Genomic DNA, 20,584 nt, shown 5'->3' with positions numbered 1-20,584 from the left:
CGGGCCCGCCTTTCTCGTGCCGGGGTTGTCAACTCTGGTTGACATCACCCGTGTGTCAACGTAGGTTGACATCATGACCGAAGCAACGGATCTCGCCGAGCGCGCGGGCGACCGCGACCCCAGGGTCGGTCTGCGGGCCGTCGCCGCACTGCGCCGCCTCCTTGAGCAGTTGGAGTCCGTGCAGGTGCGCAGCGCGCGCAACCAGGGCTGGTCGTGGCAGGAGATCGCCGCGGAACTCGGTGTGACCAGGCAGGCCGTGCACAAGAAGTACGGGAGGCATTGATGTTCGAGCGGTTCACGAAGGACGCCCGTGCCGTGGTGACCGGTGCGGTCGCGCATGCGGAGCGGGGTGGGGCGGAGACCGTCGACGCCGAGCACCTGCTGCTCTCGCTGCTCGACCGGGAGGGCGGCCGGGCGTCGTTCGCGCTCGCCTCGGTCGGCGGTGCGGGATGGCTCGACTCGGTACGGCGGGCGCTTGATGAAGCCCGGCGCCGCGGCGGGCTGTCCCAGGCCGACACCGACGCGCTGGCCGGCCTCGGGATCGATGTGTCGGAGATCGTCGCCCGGGTGGAGGAGGTGCACGGTGCCGGCGCGATGTCCGGCGACCGGCCGGGAGCGGGACGGTGGTCGGGGTGGTCGGGGCGCCGTCCGTTCAGCCGGAGCGCCAAGGACGTGCTGGTACGTGCTCTGCGCGTCGCCGTCGGCCGCAAGGACCGGCATGTCGGCGACGAGCACATCCTGCTGGCCCTCGCCTCGGGCCCCGGCGTGCCCGCCGAGGTCCTCGCCGATCAGGGGGTCACGTACGGGGCGCTGATCCGTGTCCTCTACGGCGGGGGAGAGGCGAAGGCCGGCTGAGCCGAGCGGCTCGCAGGCTCAGCGGCCCGGCGATCCAGCGAGCCAGTGGCTGGCGGTCCGGCGGCTCAGTGGTCCGGCGGTCCAGCGAGCAAGCGGTCCGGCGGTCCGGCGGCTCAGTGGTCCGGCGAGCTAGTGGCTGGCGGCCCAGTGGCTCAGCGGCCCAGTGGCCCAGTGGCTCAGCGGCCCAGTGGCTCGGCGGCCCAGTGGCTCGGCGGTCCGGCGGCCCAGTGGCCCAGTGGCCCGGCGGCCCGGCGAGCAAGCGGCCCGGCGGTCCGGTGGGCCGGCGTTGTCCGGTGGCGTCGGCGAAGTCGACGGCGCCACCGGAGGTGACCTCACCGGTTCTCAGGCCTTCGGTGTCCGCAGCAGCGCTCCGATGTGGGCCGCCGCCGCCGACAAGTGGCGGCGCGCGTCCCGGAGTTGGTCCGACGTGACGCCGTGGTCGCGAGCCGCGTCCCGGATGTCGTCGCGGAAGCGGTCGAGGAGGCGGTCCAGGTCGCGGGCCGGGTCGCCGGTGCCCGTCTCGTGGGCCCAGGACGGCTCGTGGTCGGCCGGGAAGTCCTCCGGGGTCTGGCCGTACTCGGGCTCCGGTGCCGACTTCGCCGACTTCCGGCCGTGCCCCGTGTCACCGCCCCGGCCGAACCCGAAGTCCTTGCCGAACCCCTTGCCGTAGTCCTTCCCGAACTCGCCGAACTCCTTGGCCAGTTCCGTCAGCCCCTCACGCACCCCCGTGGGCCAGTCGCCCCGCGCGAAGTGGTCCTGCACCTGCTCCTGGACCCGCCGGGCGATCCGCTGCACCTCCTCCTGGGCCTGCTCCCGCGCCCGCTCCTGCGCCTCCTTGGCCTGGCGCCGGGCCCGCTGGGCCTCCTCACGGGCCCGCCGGCTCTCGTCCTTGGCGCGCCGGGCCTGCTCCTTCCACTCCTGCTTGACGCGGCGCATCTCCTCCTTGGCGGCACGCCACGACTCGTTGTCGGTGTGCTCCGCGAAGTCCCCGGGGGCGCCGTCCGGTACGCGACCGCTGTCACCGCCCGCGCCGCCGCGCCGGGCCTCGGAGGCGGCGGCGCGCATCTCGCGGCGCAGATCACCCGCCGCGCCCCGCACATCGGCCCGGATCTCGGCGGCGAGCTCCGCGACCGACTCCCGGATCTCCAGTTCCAGGTCGGCCAGTTCACCGCTGCGGTCCGCCAGTTCGGCGCGGCCGGCGTCCGTGATGGCGTACACCTTGCGGCCGCCCTCGGTGGTGTGCGTGACCAGGCCCTCGGCCTCCAGCTTGGCGAGCCGGGGATAGACGGTGCCGGCCGAGGGCGCGTACAGCCCCTGGAAGCGCTCCTCCAGCAGCCGTATCACCTCGTAGCCGTGCCGCGGGGCCTCGTCGAGGAGCTTCAGCAGGTAGAGGCGGAGGCGGCCGTGAGCGAAGACGGGGGGCATGTCAGAGCACCTTCTTGTCGGTCGTGCCGTCGGCCGGGGCGGGGGCGGGGGCCGCGGCGTCCGTGCTGTCGATGCCGTCCGTGCCGTCACCCGGGCCGGAACCGGAATTGTCCCCCGAGGCGCCCCGTGGCCCGTCCACCGGGTCGGCGGTGTCCGTCGTGCCGCCGCTCTCCGGCCCGGCGTCCGTCTCCGCATCCGGTTCCGAGTCCACCACGAGGTGTTCCACCCGGCGGTCGGTGTGATCTCCCGCGCGGTCCTCCGTCACGCGCTCGACCCGGTGCTCCGCGTGGGCGTCGAAACCGCGCGTGTCCTCCCGGCCTCCGTCCGCCGCCGCCTCCTCCTCGTCCTCCCGGGCCGGCCGGTGCAGCAGGGCGATCGAGCCGGAGACCGTGGTCGCGCGGAGCTTTCCGGTGCCGGCGCCGAGGCGGCCGGTGACCTTGTGGGCACCCCACTGGCCGTGGACCCGGAGGCCGTCGAAGGCGTTGGAGATGGTGCCGCTGGCGGTGTTGGCCTCGACGTCGGCGTCGGCCGGCTGGGGCAGCCGGATGGCGATCTCGCCCGAGACGCTGGTCAGTCGGATGTCGGTGGGGCCGTCGGGATCGAGGTCCACGATCATCGAGCCGCTGACCGAGTCGGCCTTCACGGAGGAGCCCGAACCCTCGACGACGGTGAGGTCGCCGGAGACGGAGTTGAAGCGCAGGTCGCCGGTGACGGCCTGGGCCTCCAGGTTCCCGGAGACGGTGTCCGCGCGGACCGGGCCGGAGAGGCCCACGAGCGTGGTGTCGCCCGTGACACCCTTCACCGTCGAGGGGCCGCGGATGCCGGAGACGACGGCCCCGGCGCCGACCACCCCGAGTTCGACGCGGGTGGCGGCCGGCACGGCCAGGGACACCACGGCGCTGCGCCGCCAGCCCTTGCGGTCGAGCCACTTGAGGAAGCCCTTCCAGGGCAGGTCGTCGTAGGCGACCGTGAGGGTGCCGGCCTCCTGGCGCACGACCAGGGGTGGGCCCTCCAGTTCGGAGACCTCCAGACGGGCGGAACCTTCGTCCGTCCCCACCACGTTCACCGTTCCGTTGACGATGCGTACATGGAGCTCGCGCACCGGCTCGTCGAACGAGAGCTTCCCGGGCTCTGAGACGGACCACTCGGACATGGCACTGACCTCCCCGTGACAACGACACACGACATCACGCCACACACGCCATATCGCGTCTTCTGTCATTCACGATATATCGCGGACCCGGAAAGTCAAGACACCCGTTTCGGGCACGCCCGGCGCCCCGGAAATGCCCAAACCGCACAAACCCCCCTAGCGTGTGAACATGCCGACGGATCGCTCCGCTCCCACCCCCGCCCCCGGTGCCCTGCTCCTGTGCCGTGCGGAGCCCGAGGCCGTCGCCCCCGTCGCCCAGCTGCTGCGCGAACCCATGCTGCTCACGCGCGCGGGCCGGGACTGGAGCGTCCTCGTCCCCGAGGGCAAGCCCTGGCGGGACGGCGCCGAACCGGTCGACCGCGTCCTCACCGGCTGGGCCGGGGCCCTCGCCGTCGGCGCTCCATGGCCGGTCCTCGCCCTGTGGTGGGACGCCGACCGCGGCGGCTACACCCTCGCGTCCGGCTTCCGCCGCCCCGTCGGCTACGTCTGGCTCGCCAACGGCACCCCGGCCGGCGAGGACGAGGCGATGCGCACCTTCGCCGCTCGTCTCGGCCTCGACCCGGTCCTGGACGTGCAGTCCCTGGACCAGCTGACGAAACCGGACTCCGCCGCCGACGCCCGCGCCCGGCTGACGGGCCTGCTCGCCGTCCTCGCGCGCGCGGGTCTCACCCTTCCCGCCGGCCTCGCCCCCGGCGAACCCGCCGACCGGCTCCGCGAGGCCGCCCGCGCCCAGCCCGACACCCGGCCCGTCGAGTGGGAGGGCTGGCGCGAGACGGTCCGCGGCGAGCTCGAAGCCGTCGCGGGCCACCGCCTGGCGCCATGGCTCCCCTGGTCCGGCGACCCCAGGGCCCGCGCCCTCGCCCTCGCCCAGGTGGCCGTCGGCCTCCCGGTCACCGCCCTCGGCCTACGGCGCCGCAGCGGCGGCTGGATCGCGGCGGGCGCCCTGCTGCTGGCGCACGGGACGCTGGGACTGGCGTACGACCTCAGCCACCCGCGCGACTGAGGGAGCCCGCCGCGCGACCGGCGCACGCGCGCGTGCGGAGCGCGGCCCCCGGCCGGGCGCCCCCCGCACCGGGCCCGGCGTCCTGGCCCGCGCGGCTTGCATAGGCTGTCCACGGAACCCGAGACAGGGAACCCGGCACCGGCGTCACGGAACCCGGAACCCGGAACACAGACGTACGCAGGAGAACCCCATGTACTTCACCGACCGCGGCATCGAGGAACTGGAGAAGCGGCGCGGCGAGGAAGAGGTCACCTTCGAGTGGCTTGCCGAACAGCTGCGGACGTTCGTCGATCTCAACCCCGACTTCGAGGTGCCGGTCGAGCGGCTCGCGACCTGGCTGGCCCGTCTCGAGGACGAGGACGACGAGTAGGAACCGCCCCGCGACCACGGACGATCGCCCAACTGCGCCCCCTCGCGCTCCACTTCACGGGGAGTTAGCCTTCTCCTCCCATCGGGGCAGGGATGCTTCCCTCGATGCGGGGGAGCCGGAAGCGAACGGACGGGGGCGCCGTGGGCGGAGGGATCGAACGGATAAGGCTCGACGACGGAACCGTCGTATGGGCCAGAATCGGCGCGGCGGACGGCGCCGCGTCGCACGGGGGCGGTTTCCGGGACACCAGCGCCGGAGAGCGGATCTCCTCACTCGCGGGCGGGCTCGCCGGCACCGTCGGCGGAGTCGTGCGCTCCCTGCGCGCCGGGCTGGAGACCACGGCACCCGTGGAGGTGTCCGTCACCTTCGGCATCGAACTGTCGGCGCAGGCCGGACGGGTCGTGAGCGCCATCGCGGGAGCGGGCGGCCAGACCTCCTTGACGGTGTCGCTGACCTGGACGGAGCCCGCCCGCGACGGCGCCGGGCAGGATCCGGGGCAGGGGAGCGGCGGCACCCCCGAACCCTCACCCCCCACCGGCGGATGACCGCCTTCGAGGAGCCCCTGAGCTCCCTCGAGGCGATGGTGCGCCCCACGCTCGCACGAATCGTGGCGTGCGGTGACGGGTATGCACCTGACGGTGACGGCTACTGGGGCAGTGGTTTCTTCGTCGCACCGGGTTGGCTGCTGACCTGTGCGCATGTCGTGGGGGAGGGGGGAGCGGCCGTGATGCGAGAGGGCGGCCCGGTCGGTGTCAGCTGGCAGGGCGGCACCACCACCGGCCAGGTGATCCTCGCCAAGCCCGGCCACGAGGCGCTCGGCAGCGGCCGCGGCGCCTGGAAGTTCCCGGACATCGCCCTGGTCAGGGTGCGCGGAGCCGACGACGCGCGGTGCGTGTGGCTGAGCGACCGGGCGCCGGCGCTGCACGCGAGCGTCAGTCTGCACGGCTGGTCGCGGGAGACCGGTGACCTCGGCGTCCGCTACGGCACCGGACAGATCAGCGGCGTGGACGGCAAGGCGCTGCTGCTCAGCGGCGCCCTGCCGGTCGGCGGGCTGTCCGGGGGGCCGGTGCTCGACCGGCGGTCCGGCGCCGTCATCGGCATGAACAAGGGACGCGGGGAGCACGAGGGAGCCGCGGTCCCGATCACCGCCCTGCGTGAACTGTTCGACCTGGCCGGCGGTGACGTCCTGCACACGGTGGTGCGCGAGCACGACCGCCACCATCTGCGCCGCTTCACCGAGGCCCCGGCCGCCGCCTGGACCACGGCCCAGACCGAACTCCACCGCTCCGGGGTCCCCGGCGTCGACCCCGCCCTGCGGGTCCGCCTCTACGGGTACTTCGCGGAACTCCGCCCGCCCACCGGCCCGGGCCCGGTCCTCGACCTCGTCGGCCGGGTCAAGGCCACGGTGACCGGCGAGGACAACCCCCCGCTCCTCCTGCACGATCCACAGACCTGGCGTGAGGGCGCCGGCCTGCTGCACGGCCTGCGCGACCGCAGCGGCAGCCGCACCAGCGCCGACGTCGAACTCGACGCCGTACTCCTGTACGCGGCGCAGGTGGCCCGGCGCGCGGCCGGGCAGGATGCCCGGCTCCTGCGGGCGTTCGCCGGCTGGATCACCGAACAGGCCGAGCGGCACGCGTACTGGCCGGTCGGCGAGGCGATCCGCGCCCTGCTGGCGGACCTCGCCGGCGCTCCCGGCCCGGCCGCCGCACCCCTCGGAACCGCCGACGCGCCCCACCGGACCGCCACGGCCCTCGCGGCCGTCGCCGCCCCCGAGACCACGCAGGCGCCGGCGACCCGGATCGACGTGCTCGTACGGATCGGCGACATCCAGTACGGCGACCGGTATCCATGGAGCGTCCAGCTCCTCTACGACGGCCAGGTGGTCACCCCCGTCGACGGCGACGACATCGGGGTCCCGCTCGGACAGCTGGAGGAGTCCGTGCGGGGAGCGCTGGCGAAGGCCCTCAGCCTCGGCGACCACGACGAACACCTCGCCGCCGTCGAGGTGTTCCTGCCGCGCCGCCTGTTCGACCTGCCGGTCGACGAGTGGCAGCTCACCCCGCCCGGAGCGGCGGACGACGACTCCGACGCGCTCGACGAGCAGTCCATGCCCATCGGTCTGCGCAGGACGGTCGTCGTACGCGCCCAGCACCGCAACACCCGGCCGCCGAGTCCCGAATGGCGCCGCCGCAGGCGCGGGGTGGCGCGCGGTCCGCTGACCGCCGTACCCCTGCGGGCCGAGGCGTCGGCGGAGGGCCATGTGCCCGGCGCGCACCGGGAGGGCGCGCTCGCGGTGTACGGCCGCCTGGGCGGCGCGGACGACGCGTGCGTGCCGGTGCACTGTGGGCCCGTGGGCAGCGGCGACGGGCTCGAGGCCATGGGGCGCGCGCTGCTCGCCGGGCACGCCGTCGCGCTGTGGCGGCGGGACGCCCATCCGCCGGAGGAGTGTGCGGCGTTCCACGCGCAGGCGGCCCGGCTGCTGGAGTCGGCGGGCCGGGCGGACGGTCTCGCCCGCCACGTACGGGAGTTGCGCATCCGTCTGTCCGACCCCGACACCGCCCGGACCCAAGGGCTCAAGGGGAGGATCGCCGTACTCCTGGACCCGCCCGACCGGCCCCGCCACGGAACCGAGTCCATCCACCCCCCGGCCCTGGCCGGGCCTGAGTCGTAAGCCCATGTCAACTCACCTGTTCGACAAGGTGGTTGAGCGGATCCAAGCGATATTCGACACGCCGGGATCTCGGCAGGCCCGGCCGCCGGGCGGTAACGTGGCGGCGGACGGCCGGGACCGCTGCATGATCACCAGAGCCGGGAGGAGCCCATGGTGAACGACTGGCGGATCTACCGCGGTGCGGGGCAACCGCACGACGGTCTGCGGCAGTTACCCGCACCCCCGCCCTGGCGGGACTTCGCGGCGGCGCGCGACGGTGCCGAGGCCGGCCCGGAGGACCCCAGCAGCGCCCGCCGACTCGGCGTCCAGCGCCGGCTCGTGGAGAACTACGCCCCCCGCCCCGCCGAGGTCGACGCCGTCAACGCGGCCCTCTATCTGCGCCGCCCGCTCCTGGTCACCGGCAACCCCGGCACCGGCAAGTCCACCCTCGCCTATGCGATCGCCCACGAACTGGGCCTGGGCCGCGTCCTGCGCTGGCCGATCGTCAGCCGCACCGGCCTCCAGGACGGCCTCTACCGCTACGACGCCATCGGCCGCCTCCAGGACGTCCAACTGGAGCGCGCCCAGGGCACCGAGAGCCCCGCGGCCACCGCGTCCGGCATCGGTTCCTACCTCCGTCTCGGCCCGCTCGGCACCGCGCTGCTGCCCGCCGAACGGCCCCGTGTCCTGCTCATCGACGAACTCGACAAGAGCGACCTCGATCTGCCCAACGACCTGCTGAACACCCTGGAGGAGGGCGAGTTCGGCATTCCCGAGCTGGAACGCCTCGCGGACCGCGAGCCCGTCGTGGACGTCCTCACCGACGACGGCGAGCGGGTGGCCGTGCACGGCGGCCGCATCGCCTGCGCCGCCTTCCCGGTGATCGTGCTGACGTCCAACGGCGAACGCGACTTCCCCGCACCCCTGTTGCGCAGGTGCGTCCAGCTGGAGCTGGAGCCGCCCGGCGAGGAGCAGCTCACCGCCATGGTCGAGGCGCACCTGGGCGCCGAGGGCGCCGCCGCCGGACGCGATCTGATCGCCCGGTTCCTCGCCCGTGACCCGGGCGAAGTGGTGGCCGCAGACCAGCTCCTCAACGCCCTCTTCCTCACCCAGCACACCCCGCACGCGGAACGCCTCACCCGGGAGCGGATCGCGGACATGCTCATGCAGCCGCTCGACCGTTCGAGGTGATGGCCGGATGCAGGGGACGCATCTGGACGAACTGATCGCCCGGCTGCGCCGCGCGGGCCTCGACCTGTCCGCGGAGGAGGTGGCGGACGCGGTGTGGCTGGCCCGCAATCTGGAGCGGTCGGCACCCCGCGACGCCCCGGTCGGCCCGCCGCCCCCACCGCCCGCCCCGGGCACCGCTGAACCGGGCACGCCCGCACCGCGGCCCGCCGACGCCGAAGACCCGTACACCCCCGGAAGCGGCCCGGACCCCCGGGCGGGCGCCGTCCCCCTGCACACGGCGGGCGCCGGCCCGCGGCAACGCGCCGAGGGCGGCAGCAGGCCCGCCTTCCCGGTGCGCGCCCCCGCGGCCACCGCACTGCCCGGACTGCTCGGCCTGGAGAAGGCCCTGCGCGCCCTCGGCCGCTACCGTGCGGCCTCCGCGGCCCCCCACGACGAGCGCATCGACGAGGAGGCGACCGCCCAGCACGCCGCCGCCAGCGGCGTCCTGCTGCCCGTGCTGCGCCCCGACCGCCACCGCCGGTGCGACATCCAGCTCCTCATGGACACCGGCCCCGCCATGTCCGTGTGGGGTCAGATGGTCGAGGAACTGCGGCAGGCCTGCCAGCAGTCGGGCGCCTTCGCCTCCGTCCGGGTCCACCAGCTCTACGACGACGGATCCGGCACCCCGCTCGTCGGCACCACCGCGGGTCCCGGCCGGCACACCAGGCTGCGCGGCGCCGACGAACTCCACGACCCCACCGGCCGCCGTCTCACCCTGGTGATCAGCGACTGCGTGGGACCCCTGTGGCAGCGGGGCGGCGCCCAACGCCTGCTGCACCGCTGGCCGCGCACCTCCCCGCTCGCCGTCGTCCAGCCGCTGCCGCCGCGCCTGTGGGGCCGTACCGCACTGCCCGCCGAACCCGGGGTGCTGCGCAGGCCCGCCGAACTCGGCGGCCGGCTCGCCTTCGCACCCGACGAGGACCCCTGGGACGAACCCGCCGCGTACGCCCGACCGATCCCGGTGCTGCAACCGACCCCCGAGGCCTTCGAGGCCTGGGCCCGGCTGCTGTCCGGCACCGGCCCCACCAGCGAGCGCGCCTGGGCCGCCTGGACCACCCCCGACGCCGTACGGCCACCAGCGGGCCCCGCACCCGTGCGGCGCTCCGACGACGAACTGCTGCGCGCCTTCCGGGCCGGCGCCTCCCCCGGCGCCCTCCGCCTCGCCGTGTATCTCGCCGCGGCCCCCCTCACCCTGCCGGTGATGCAGCTCGTCCAGCGCGCCATGCTCCCCGACACCGGCCCGATGGAACTGGCCGAGGTGCTCCTCGGCGGCCTCCTGCGCCGCCTGCCGGGCTCCGGCGACCAGCCCTGCTTCAGCTATCCCGGACGCGTACAGGACCTGCTCCTGGGAGACCTGGAGCAGGAGACGGCCGGACTCGTCCTCAAGCACTGCTCCGCCTACGTGGAACGCCACTTCGGCAAGGGCACCCGCAACTTCGCCGCCCTCGCCGCAGCCCGCCTCGCCGACCACGACCCGGCCGCCGCCGCCCCGGCCGGCGAGAACGACATCCCGGCGGACGCCGAGGGCAGCGTCGAGGCCGAGCTGTTCGCCCGTATCCCGGCCCGGGTCCTGCGCTTCTACCAGCCCGACCTGGTGACGCCCGAACCTCTCGACGAGGCGGCGCGCCTGCTCGGCCAGTGGCGCACCCTCGGCGACCCGGCGGTCCTGCACCGTGCCAGGGAACAGGCCGAGGCCGCGGTACGGGCCCGGGTGCCGGCCGAGGACGAGGGCGTACGGGCCCGACTCGTCCTCGCCCGGGTGCTGCGCGCGGAGGCGGGCACCGTCGCGGCGCGGGTGGGGGAGCGGCGGACGGAGCTGCTGCGGGCCGCGGTCGCCGAACTCGCCACGGCCCACGGCGTGGCGCCCGACGACAGCGCCGAACAGGCCGAGACAGCACTTGAACTGGCCGCCGTCCGGCATGAGTTGTGGCAGCTGACCGGCGAACCGGAGCAGCTGTCCGCGGCACTCGACGTACTGGCACCCGACCTGCCGCCCTGGCCGGCGGCGGCCCGCCGGGCCGGCGCCCCGGGCGAACCCGGGCCCGCGTCCTGGCCGGCCACCGCCCACCGCTCGCGACTGCTGCGCCGCGGACGCCTCCTGCTCGACCTGGCCCGCCCCGGCGAGGCCGTGCCCGAACTGCGGGAAGCCTGCGCCCTGTTGGACCGCGAGAACGCCCCCGCCACGGTCCGCAGCCCGGCCCTGCTCGACCTGGTACGGGCACTGCGCGCCGCCGGGGCCGAGGACGCCGAGACACGCGACACCCTGCTGCGAGCCGAGCAGGCCGCGGCAGGCGAACCCGGCCTCCTCCAGCCCTGCTACGCCGCCCGGGCCGCGTTCCTCGACGCGACCGGCGCACCCGGGGAAGCGGACGAGGCGTACGAGAAGGCCGCGATGCTCGCCCCCGCCGACAGCCCCCGGCGCGGTGAACTCCTCGCCGCCTGGGGCGAGTCGCTGCTGCGCCGCGCCTCACTGGCGGACGGCGAGGGCCTCGTGGACCGCGCGGAGAACGTCCTGCGCGAGGCGCTGAAGACGCTCCCCGCCCGCTCCTCCCAGCGCGGCCGGCTCCAGGCCCTGGTCGCCTCCGCGCTGGCCCAGCGCTTTCGCCATCTCGGCTTCCTGCCCGACCTGTTCGAGAGCCGCCACCTCCTCGGCCAGGCGGTCCGTGTCGCCGCCGACGCCGGCGTCCGGGCCGAGGCCTGGCTCCAGCTGGGCCGGGTCCGCCTCGAAGGCTGGTACCGCGCCGGGGCGCCCGTGCTGGTCGAGGCGCTCCAGGCGTACGAGAACGCCGAGCGCGAGGCCCACCTCGCCCACGGCGTCCACCCCGGGTCGGTCACCGCGGCACGCGCCCGGCACGGCTGCGGGGCGGTCCTGACGCTCATGGGGCGGTCCGGCGCCGGGCGGGCGGCCTATCAGGCGGCCAGAGAACAGTGGCAACGGCTGGTCGGGGCGTTGCGGGAGGTGGACTGGTCCGATGTGGAACTGACCCGCCGGATGGACGAGGTCCCGGCGCGGGACGACGCACCCGCGGCGCTCGGCCGGGGGATGTCGGAGGCGCAGTGGCGGGCGCTGGCGCCGCCGTGGTGGCCCTGGACCGAGGAGTGGGTCAACTCGGCTGATCGTGACCTGAGTTGATCTGGGTCGGGTTTCTGGTTCCGGCCTGTCGGGAAGAAGTGGTCAGCCGCTGCGCCGCGCGGGGGCGGGCCGAGGCAGGGAGGAGCCGAGGGTGGGGGACCAGAGGAAACGGGCAGCCGGTCCCGGTGGCGAGGATGCGCGGGGCGCCTTCCTGCCCGACCTCACCGACGTCGACCTGCGGACCTTGCGTGCCATGGACGACCCGGGCCTCATCGCGGCCGTCGCCCGCGTCCTGCGAAGCTCCGCCAGGTCCCGGGAGATGTGGTACGGCGACACGGATCCCGAGGTGACCCGCGCGAAGGCCGGTGAACGTACGTTTTCGGTCGGCCTTGCCGACCCGGAGCGGGGCAAGGACGCCGGCGGGTGACCGGGACACCGGTGCTCTCCGAGGTCCTCACGTCACTCGCGACGACCCGGCCCGCGCGCGTGGGAACGGCGGCACTGCGGGCCGCACTCCACGCGCGTCGCATGCTGCTCCTGAAGTCCCTCCTCGTCAGGGTCGAACAGCAGCGCCGGCTGCTGTCCGCCCCGGTCCGGCGCCGTTTCGAGGAGGACTGGGCCCTGTTGGTCAGGGCCGAGCAGGCCGACCCGCGCGCGGCCCGTGACGTCCTCGACTACCCGCTCACCGGCGCATGGCTCGTGGAGGCGCTCGCCACGCCGACGGGCGCAGCCTTCGACCGGCACCTGGCCCACCTGGGCGGCGTCGCGCTCGCGGCCGCCGTCCGCGCGGGCTGCGGGGTCGGCGGAACCCTCCCGGTGCCGTCGGGAACGCTCGCGCTGCCCGGCCTCGGTGTCCTGCGCTGCCCGTCCGGTGCCGTCCGGATCAGCGGCGGCGCGGGGCTGGTGCACCTCGCGGACACCCAGGGGCACAGCAGCGTCGTGCTGCAGAGCCCGGCGGCGCGGCCGGCCTCCGGGATGTCCCGCGGCGTCGGCAGCGGCCCCGGCTGGTCCGCGCTGCGCACCCTGCCGGGCGCCACCGTCGTCCTGGACGACCTCGACCCGTACCGGGTGCCTCCGCTCGGCATCGGGCCACGGGCCCTGCGCGCGACCGAACGCCCCGACTGTCCGCGCCGGCTGTGGGCCCGCCGGTGGAGCGAGGCCCACGAGCTGCTCGCCGGGATCGACCCGGAGCGCGCCGTCGAGACCGGCGCCGTGCTGAGAGCCGTCGTACCGCTGGCCACCGCGGTGCCCCGCGGAGCCGCACCGGTGGGCGCCACGCTGCGGGCCGCCCCCGGCGCCGCGCTCGCCCAACTCCCGGCCCAGCCCTGGGAGCTGGCCGAGACCCTGGTGCACGAGACCCATCACACCAAGCTGGCCGTGCTCGACGAGCTCGTCCCCCTGAGCCGGACCGGCGGCCTCACCACCCATCGCGTGGGATGGCGCCACGACCCGCGGCCCGTCCCGGCCGTGCTCCAGGGCGCCTACGCGCACCTCGCGCTCACCGACCTGTGGTGGCGGGTACGGAACGAACCGGCCGCCCCGCCCGCGTGGCGGCACCGGGCCGGCGAGCGCTTCGAGGTGTTTCGGGACGACGTCGGACAGGCCTTGTCCCTGCTCCTCGAATCCGATGAACTGACCTCTCCTGGAAGGGAGTTCGTTCACGAGATGGGCAGGCATCACGCCGGTCTCGGCGTGGCGACCCATTGCGGGAGATGACACTACGTGGGCAAACGACCGCTGTGCGTTAGCGTGGGCGCGAGAGTGCGGCGGATGCGGGAACAGGGGAGCATGCGATGGCGGAACAGCGGCGGTCGGACAGCGATGGCGCATCGGCGTCCGAGCGTGTCCTGGTGGTCTTCCCGGGCTACCACCGCTCTTGGGCGACCTGGATCGCCCAGTGCCTGGAGAGCCACGGGCACCAGGCCACACTCCAGCGCTGGGACCCGCCCCGCGAGACCCCGCTGGAGGACTCGCTCGGCGACCTGCTGCTGTCCTCCGGCCCGATCCTGCTCGTGCTGGACGACTGGTTCTTCGAACTGGGCCCGCGCCCCGCGGGCGAGTGGAACGACGCCCTGCGCGGATTCGTCGCGGCCCACGCCGACCGGTTCGCCGCCGTCAACCTCACCAACCGGCCGCTGCTCCCGGCCACCGCGGTCCTCGAACCGGCCAGCCTGTGGGGACTGAACGAGGAAGCGGCGGAGGAACGCCTGCTCAGGCGCCTGGGACTGCAACGCCGACGCGTCCCCAGGACCATCGCCGACCGGGCCCGCTACCCCGAGACGCGCTGCGAGATCTGGGGTGAGGTGCCGCGCCGCAACCCCCGCTTCACCGGCCGCGACGACCTGCTGACCACGCTCCACCAGCGCCTCGCCGACGCCGAGCGCGGCGCCGCCGTGTGCACCCTGCTCGGCATGTCCGGCATCGGCAAGACCCAGCTCGCCGCCGAGTACGCGCACCGCTTCAGCCCCGACTACGACGTGGTCTGGTGGATCAACTCCGACGACCGCAACATCCAGCGCGACCGGCTCGGCGAACTCGCCGTGGAGCTGGGGCTGCGCATCGGCAGCGAACCCGGTGAGCGCATCCGCGCCGCCCGGGAGGCGCTGCGCCGCGGGGAGCCGTACACCCGCTGGCTGGTGATCTTCGACGGCTGGGACGACACCGACGGCATCAACACCCTGCTGCCGCAGGGGCCCGGACACGTCCTGGTCACCTCGCGCAACCGCGGCTGGAGCGAGCACAGCGACGTCGTCGAGGTCCCCGCCTTCCTGCGCCCGGAGTCCACCGGCTACCTGATGCGCAGGGCCCCGCACATCACCGCGGAGCAGGCGGACGAGGTCGCCGCCGAGTTCGGTGACGTACCGCTGCCGCTGGTGCAGGCCGCCTCCTGGCTCGGTGAGTCACGCATGGAGGTGCCCGAGTACCTGCGGATGGTCCGCGAGCGCCGGCTCACCACGGTCGACGAGCCGGCCACCGGCGACGGTTTCCCGCAGTCGTCGATGACGTCCTGGTCGATACTGCTGAACCGGCTGCGCAACGCACAGCCGCAGGCCATCGACGTCCTCGGACTGTGCACCTCGTTCGCGCCCGGCCGTATCCCGCTCGGCCTCATCCGCGCCTATCCGCAGACCGATCTGCCCGAGGAGCTGCGGTGGATGTCCACCGACCTGCCCTCCTGGACCCGGGCCCTGGACACCCTCGTCAACTACTCCGTACTCACCCGCGAGACCCGCGGACCGGTCGGCGTCGAGATGGGCCCGCACCAGGAGTCGGTGCACATGCACCGCCTCGTCCACGACATCGTCTCCAAACTGACCAGCGAGGACGGCCGCACCACCCACCGCCAGGCGGTCCGCAGCCTCCTCGCCCAGGCCGACCCCGGCAACCCGCTGGACAGCCGCAACTGGCCCCGCTACGCCGAGCTGCTGCCGCACCTGGAACCCTCGGGCGCGCTGAGCAGCACCCAGCCGCGCATCCAGGAGACCGTCCTCAACTGCCTCCGCTACTGCATGCGCAGCGGTGAGTACAAGAGCGGACTGGACCTCGCCCAGCGCATCCGCGACCACTGGTCGCACATCATGGACCCGCTGGCCCAGCCGATGCTCGACCTCACCACCCAGGAGGGCAACATCCTGCGGGCCAGCGGCAGGTTCCGCGAGGCGTACGAGCTCGACCGCACCGTCCACGCCCGGCTCCAGAGCGCCGAGCCGCGGATGGAACTGCCCGAACTGTCGGTCAAGGGCGCCATCGCCGCCAGCCTGCGCCACCTCGGCCGCTACGACGAGGCGCACGACCTCCAGCTGGAAGTCCGCGACGGCTACAGCCGCATGCTCGGCCCGGAGGAGAACCTCACCCTCATCGCCCGGCACAACCTCGGCGTCGGCCTGCGTCTGCTGGGCCGCTACCAGGAGGCGTACGACCTCGACCTGGACACCCTCGCCCGCCGGGAGAGCGTGCTGCGCGCCCGGCACATCAGCACCCTCAGCTCGGGCAACGCCGTCGCCCAGGACCTGCGCCTGCTGGGCCGCTACCGGGACGCCCTCGCCCGCCAGGAGCCGGTGGTCCGCCTCCATGTGCAGGTCCTCGGCGCCCAGCATCCGCAGACGCTCTCGGCCCGCGGCCAACTGGTCATGTGCCGCCGCCGCGAGGGCGGTCACGCCCAGGACGTGGGCCCCGAGATGGCGAGCCTGCTGGACCAGTTGGCCCGGGTGCACGGCCGTGAGCACTACCGCACCCTGGCCTTCATCACCAACTACGGCAACTACCTGCGCGAACACGGCGATCTGAACCAGGCCCGCGACCACATCGACGAGGCCGAGGCCGGCTACCGCGCCCTTCTCGGCCCGGCCCACCCCGTGGCCACCGGCATGGTCGCCAACACCGGCCTGGTGATGCAGGCCGCGGGTGAACGCGCCGAGGCCATGGCGATGTTCGAGGCCGCCCTCGCCGGGCTCTCCGCCACCCTCGGCCCCGACCACCCCTGGGTGCTGGGCTGCGCCCTCAACGCAGCCAGCGCCCGCAATCTCAACGGCCGGATCGCGGACGCCGTCGAGCTGAGCCGGGACACCCTGCGCCGGGTGCGGCACGGACTGGGCCACGAGCATCCCCTCACCCTGTCCTGCCAGGTGGCGCTCGCCGCGGACCTGCGGGCGGCGCGGGAACAGGAGGAGGCCGGGAAGCTGGAGGAGGACGGGCTGCTCGGCCTCACCCGCACCCTGGGCGCCCAGCACCCGCACACCATCTCCGCCCGCCAACGCACCAGGCCCTACTGGGACTTCGAACCCTTCCTGGGCTGAGCACGACAGCGAAGGGCCCGGCCCCTCACAGAGGGACCGGGCCCTTCGGCCTGCGCGGTGCGCCGAGACCTACGCCTCGAACACCTCACGCACCAACTGCTCCTGCTCGGCCTGGTGCCGCTTCGCGGAACCCACCGCCGGGGACGAGCTGTGCGGGCGCGAGATGCGCCGCAGCCGCTCGCCGTGCGGGACGTCCGCGCCGACCGCCAGGTCGAGGTGGTCGATCAGGTTGAGCGCGATGAACGGCCAGGCACCCTGGTTCGCCGGCTCCTCCTGGGCCCACAGGTACTTCTCGACGTTCGGGTACTTGGCGATCTCCGCCTGGAGCTCGGCACCCGGCAGCGGGTACAGCCGCTCGACGCGGACGATCGCGATGTCCGTGGCGCCGCGCTTCTGCCGCTCGGCCTCCAGGTCGTAGTACAGCTTGCCCGCGACGAACACGACCTTGCGGACCGCCGCCGGGTCCACCGACGCGTCGCCGATGACCGGGCGGAACTGACCCGACGTGAACTCCTCCGTCTTCGACGCGGCGGCCTTCAGGCGCAGCATCGACTTCGGGGTGAAGACCACCAGCGGCTTGTGGTGCGGGTTGTGCACCTGCCACCGCAGGAGGTGGAAGTAGTTCGACGGCAGGGTCGGCATCGCGACCGTCATGTTGTTCTGCGCGCAGAGCTGGAGGAAGCGCTCGATGCGGGCCGAGGAGTGGTCCGGGCCCTGGCCCTCGTAACCGTGCGGGAGCAGCAGGGTGACGCCGGACGTCTGGCCCCACTTCTGCTCCGCCGCCGAGATGTACTCGTCGACCACCGTCTGGGCACCGTTGACGAAGTCGCCGAACTGCGCCTCCCACAGCACGAGCGCGTCGGGGCGGGCCAGCGAGTAGCCGTACTCGAAGCCCATGACCGCGTACTCGGAGAGCAGGGAGTTGTAGACGTTGTAGCGGGCCTGCTCCTCGGCGAGGTACTGGAGCGGGGTGTACTCCTCGCCCGTCTCGCGGTTGATGAGGACCGCGTGACGCTGGCCGAAGGTGCCGCGCTGGGAGTCCTGGCCCGACAGGCGGACCGGGGTGCCCTCCAGGAGCAGCGAGCCGACGGCGAGGGTCTCGCCCATGCCCCAGTCGATCGTCCCGTCCTCGACCATCGTCGCCCGGCGCTGCAACTGGGGCAGCAGACGCGGGTGGACGTGGAAGGTGTCGGGGATGTTGACCTGGGACTCGGCGATCCGCTTGACGACCTCCGAGGAGATCGCGGTGTTCACGGCGACCGGGAACTCCGCCTGCGGGTCCGAGATCGGGCCCTCGGCCGGCTGGGCCGTGATGGCCTCGCGGACCTCGGTGAAGACCTTCTCCAGCTGGCCCTGGTAGTCCTGGAGCGCCTGCTCGGCCTCTTCCAGGGTGATGTCGCCGCGACCGATGAGGGACTCGGTGTAGAGCTTGCGCACCGAGCGCTTCTTGTCGATCAGGTCGTACATCAGCGGCTGGGTGAAGGCCGGGTTGTCCGACTCGTTGTGACCGCGGCGGCGGTAGCAGATGAGGTCGATCACGACGTCCTTGTTGAACGCCTGACGGAACTCGAACGCCAGCCGGGCCACGCGGACGACGGCCTCGGGGTCGTCGCCGTTCACGTGGAAGATCGGCGCCTCGATCATGCGGGCCACGTCGGTGGCGTACATGGAGGAGCGCGACGACTCGGGGGCCGCCGTGAAGCCGACCTGGTTGTTGATGACGATGTGGACCGTGCCGCCGGTGCGGTAGCCGCGCAGCTGCGACATGTTCAGGGTCTCGGCCACCACGCCCTGGCCCGCGAAGGCCGCGTCACCGTGCAGGGCGACCGGCAGGACCGTGAAGTCCGTGCCGCCCTTGTTGATGATGTCCTGCTTGGCGCGGGCGATGCCCTCGATGACCGGGTCGACCGTCTCCAGGTGGGAGGGGTTCGCGGCCAGCGAGACGGTGATCTGCTCGCCGTCGAGGCCCGTGAAGGTGCCCTGGGCGCCCAGGTGGTACTTCACGTCGCCGGAGCCGTGCATCGACTTCGGGTCGAGGTTGCCCTCGAACTCGCGGAAGATCTGCGCGTACGACTTGCCGACGATGTTGGCGAGCACGTTCAGCCGGCCGCGGTGGGCCATGCCGATGACGACCTCGTCCAGGCGCGACTCGGCCGCGGAGTCGATGACCGCGTCGAGCAGTGGGATGACGGACTCGCCGCCCTCCAGGGAGAAGCGCTTCTGGCCGACGTACTTGGTCTGCAGGAAGGTCTCGAAGGCCTCCGCCGCGTTCAGCCGGCGCAGGATGCGCAGCTGCTCCTCGCGCTCCGGCTTGGAGTGCGGGCGCTCGATGCGGTCCTGGATCCACTTGCGCTGCTTGGGGTCCTGGATGTGCATGAACTCGATGCCGGTGGTGCGGCAGTACGAGTCGCGCAGCACGCCGAGGATGTCGCGCAGCTTCATCAGGGACTTGCCGGAGAAGCCGCCGACCGCGAACTCGCGCTCCAGGTCCCACAGGGTGAGGCCGTGCTCGGTGATGTCGAGGTCGGGGTGCTTGCGCTGGCGGTACTCCAGCGGGTCGGTGTCGGCCATGACGTGGCCGCGGACCCGGTAGGAGTGGATCAGCTCGAAGACACGGGCGGCCTTCGTGACGTCGTCGTCGTGGCTGGCGTCGATGTCCTTGAGCCAGCGGACCGGCTCGTAGGGGATGCGCAGCGCCTCGAAGATCTCGTCGTAGAAGTTGCCCTCGCCGAGGAGGAGGTTCGCGACGATCCGCAGGAACTCGCCGGAGGCCGCGCCCTGGATGACCCGGTGGTCGTAGGTCGACGTGAGCGTCATGACCTTCGAGATGCCGAGCTTGTTCAGGGTGTCCTGGGAGGTGCCCTGGAACTCCGCCGGGTAGTCCATGGAGCCGACGCCCATGATGACCGACTGGCCGGGCATGAGGCGCGGGACCGAGTGGACGGTGCCGAGGCCGCCGGGGTTGGTCAGGGAGACCGTGACACCGGAGAAGTCGTCCATCGTCAGCTTGCCGTCACGGGCGCGGCGGACGATGTCCTCGTAGGCCTGCCAGAACTCGAAGAAGTTCAGCGTCTCGGCCTTCTTGATGCCCGCGACGACCAGCTGGCGGTCGCCGTTGGGCTTCACCAGGTCGATGGCGAGGCCGAAGTTCACGTGGGCCGGCTTCACCAGGGTCGGCTTGCCGTCCTTCTCCTGGAAGGAGTAGTTCATCGACGGCATGGCCTTGATGGCCTGCACCATCGCGTACCCGATGAGGTGGGTGAAGGAGATCTTCCCGCCCCGGGCGCGCTTCAGGTGGTTGTTGATCACGATGCGGTTGTCGAAGAGCAGCTTCACCGGGACCGCGCGCACGGACGTGGCCGTGGGCACCTCGATCGAGGCGTTCATGTTCTTCGCGACCGCGGCGGCGGGGCCGCGCAGCGTGACCAGCTCGGGACCCTCCGCGGACGCGGCGGCCGGCGCGGCCTTGGCGGCCGGCTGGGCGGCGGCGGGCTTGGCCGGAGCCGGAGCGGCGGCCGGAGCCGGGGCGGCGGCCTTCGCGGGCGCCGGGGCGGCGGCAGCGGGCTGCGCGGCCGCGGGGGCCGGCGCGGGCACCGAGGGCGCCGCAGGAGCCGCGGGGGCGGCAGGAGCCGCCGGAGCCGGGGCGGCGGGGGCCGGAGCAGCAGCCGCGGCCGGGGCGGCGGCCGCACCCGGCTTGTAGTCGGCGAAGAAGTCCCACCAGGCTCGGTCTACCGAGTTCGGGTCCTGGAGGTACTGCTGATAGATCTCGTCGACGAGCCACTCATTGGCGCCGAACGCGGCAGCGGGGTTCTTTCCCGCTTGGTCTGCGTCGGTCGAGATGCTCGAGTTACTGGGGGACTGTGGCGACACGGCGGCAACCGCCCTCTTCCGCTTCACAAGGTGATGGACAGCGGGAATAAAGGCTACGCCTCCCCGGCCGGGAAGGTCAGGCCGGGCATGGTCATCGTCGTGTAAGTCACATCGGAAAGCGTGTTTCGGGGCCAGAAATGGCGGGAAACAAGCGTG

At 73.4% G+C, this 20,584-nt stretch carries 14 protein-coding genes; 11 read left to right on the top strand and 3 right to left on the bottom strand.

The annotated features are described in order from the left end of the window. Window positions 1–73: 73 nt before the first annotated feature. Both ACIHIX_RS00940 and ACIHIX_RS00935 read left to right on the top strand, forming a co-directional pair. Window positions 74–283 (top strand): HTH domain-containing protein, encoded by a 210-nt coding sequence (locus ACIHIX_RS00940; RefSeq protein ID WP_059192380.1) that lies wholly within the window; start codon window positions 74–76, stop codon window positions 281–283. Beyond that, on the top strand, window positions 283–855 hold the full coding sequence (locus ACIHIX_RS00935; RefSeq protein WP_399948366.1) for a Clp protease N-terminal domain-containing protein: 573 nt from the start codon (window positions 283–285) through the stop codon (window positions 853–855). The genes ACIHIX_RS00940 and ACIHIX_RS00935 overlap by 1 nt, the downstream gene beginning before the upstream one ends. Before the next feature lie 342 nt (window positions 856–1,197). On the opposite strand, the gene ACIHIX_RS00930 is transcribed toward ACIHIX_RS00935, so the two are convergent. Together ACIHIX_RS00930 and ACIHIX_RS00925 are read right to left on the bottom strand one after the other, a co-directional pair. Further along, window positions 1,198–2,280 (bottom strand): helix-turn-helix transcriptional regulator, encoded by a 1,083-nt coding sequence (locus ACIHIX_RS00930; RefSeq protein WP_399948364.1) that lies wholly within the window; start codon window positions 2,278–2,280, stop codon window positions 1,198–1,200. Window position 2,281: 1 nt separating this feature from the next. Beyond that, window positions 2,282–3,433 (bottom strand): DUF4097 family beta strand repeat-containing protein, encoded by a 1,152-nt coding sequence (locus ACIHIX_RS00925; RefSeq protein ID WP_399948362.1) that lies wholly within the window; start codon window positions 3,431–3,433, stop codon window positions 2,282–2,284. A 169-nt stretch (window positions 3,434–3,602) separates the two neighbouring features. On the opposite strand from ACIHIX_RS00925, the gene ACIHIX_RS00920 reads away from it, so the two are divergent. The 9 genes from ACIHIX_RS00920 to fxsT all read left to right on the top strand — a co-directional run bounded on the left by ACIHIX_RS00920 (window position 3,603) and on the right by fxsT (window position 16,558). Beyond that, window positions 3,603–4,436, top strand: a complete 834-nt coding sequence (locus tag ACIHIX_RS00920) for a hypothetical protein (RefSeq protein WP_399948360.1) — start codon at window positions 3,603–3,605, stop codon at window positions 4,434–4,436. Window positions 4,437–4,626: 190 nt separating this feature from the next. Beyond that, entirely contained in the window at window positions 4,627–4,806 is a 180-nt protein-coding gene (locus ACIHIX_RS00915) for a DUF6104 family protein (protein WP_329334820.1), read from the top strand. Between the two features lie 140 nt (window positions 4,807–4,946). Further along, window positions 4,947–5,351 (top strand): CU044_2847 family protein, encoded by a 405-nt coding sequence (locus ACIHIX_RS00910; RefSeq protein WP_399948357.1) that lies wholly within the window; start codon window positions 4,947–4,949, stop codon window positions 5,349–5,351. Next, window positions 5,348–7,480: a trypsin-like peptidase domain-containing protein gene (locus ACIHIX_RS00905; protein WP_399948355.1), complete on the top strand. Its 2,133-nt coding sequence runs from the start codon at window positions 5,348–5,350 to the stop codon at window positions 7,478–7,480. Before ACIHIX_RS00910 ends, ACIHIX_RS00905 begins: the two co-directional genes overlap by 4 nt. 153 nt (window positions 7,481–7,633) lie before the next feature. Then, entirely contained in the window at window positions 7,634–8,650 is a 1,017-nt protein-coding gene (locus ACIHIX_RS00900; protein WP_399949989.1) for an AAA family ATPase, read from the top strand. 7 nt (window positions 8,651–8,657) lie between these two features. Then, window positions 8,658–11,822, top strand: a complete 3,165-nt coding sequence (locus ACIHIX_RS00895) for an SAV_2336 N-terminal domain-related protein (protein WP_399948353.1) — start codon at window positions 8,658–8,660, stop codon at window positions 11,820–11,822. Between the two features lie 91 nt (window positions 11,823–11,913). Beyond that, window positions 11,914–12,189, top strand: coding sequence for an FxSxx-COOH cyclophane-containing RiPP peptide (gene fxsA / locus ACIHIX_RS00890; RefSeq protein ID WP_399948352.1), 276 nt, complete (start codon window positions 11,914–11,916; stop codon window positions 12,187–12,189). After that, complete coding sequence (locus tag ACIHIX_RS00885) at window positions 12,186–13,478, top strand: aKG-HExxH-type peptide beta-hydroxylase (RefSeq protein ID WP_399948350.1); 1,293 nt, start codon at window positions 12,186–12,188, stop codon at window positions 13,476–13,478. The genes fxsA and ACIHIX_RS00885 overlap by 4 nt, the downstream gene beginning before the upstream one ends. A gap of 77 nt (window positions 13,479–13,555) precedes the next feature. Further along, complete coding sequence (fxsT, locus tag ACIHIX_RS00880; protein ID WP_399948348.1) at window positions 13,556–16,558, top strand: FxSxx-COOH system tetratricopeptide repeat protein; 3,003 nt, start codon at window positions 13,556–13,558, stop codon at window positions 16,556–16,558. 69 nt (window positions 16,559–16,627) lie between these two features. Here fxsT and ACIHIX_RS00875 read toward each other — a convergent pair whose 3' ends face one another. Further along, entirely contained in the window at window positions 16,628–20,428 is a 3,801-nt protein-coding gene (locus ACIHIX_RS00875; RefSeq protein WP_399948346.1) for a multifunctional oxoglutarate decarboxylase/oxoglutarate dehydrogenase thiamine pyrophosphate-binding subunit/dihydrolipoyllysine-residue succinyltransferase subunit, read from the bottom strand. Window positions 20,429–20,584: the final 156 nt, after the last annotated feature.

Source organism: Streptomyces sp. NPDC051913, from assembly GCF_044593635.1.
Classification (GTDB): Bacteria; Actinomycetota; Actinomycetes; order Streptomycetales; family Streptomycetaceae; genus Streptomyces.
The sequence above is the reverse complement of the archived record's forward strand: the minus strand, read 5'-3'. Positions and strand labels throughout refer to the sequence as shown.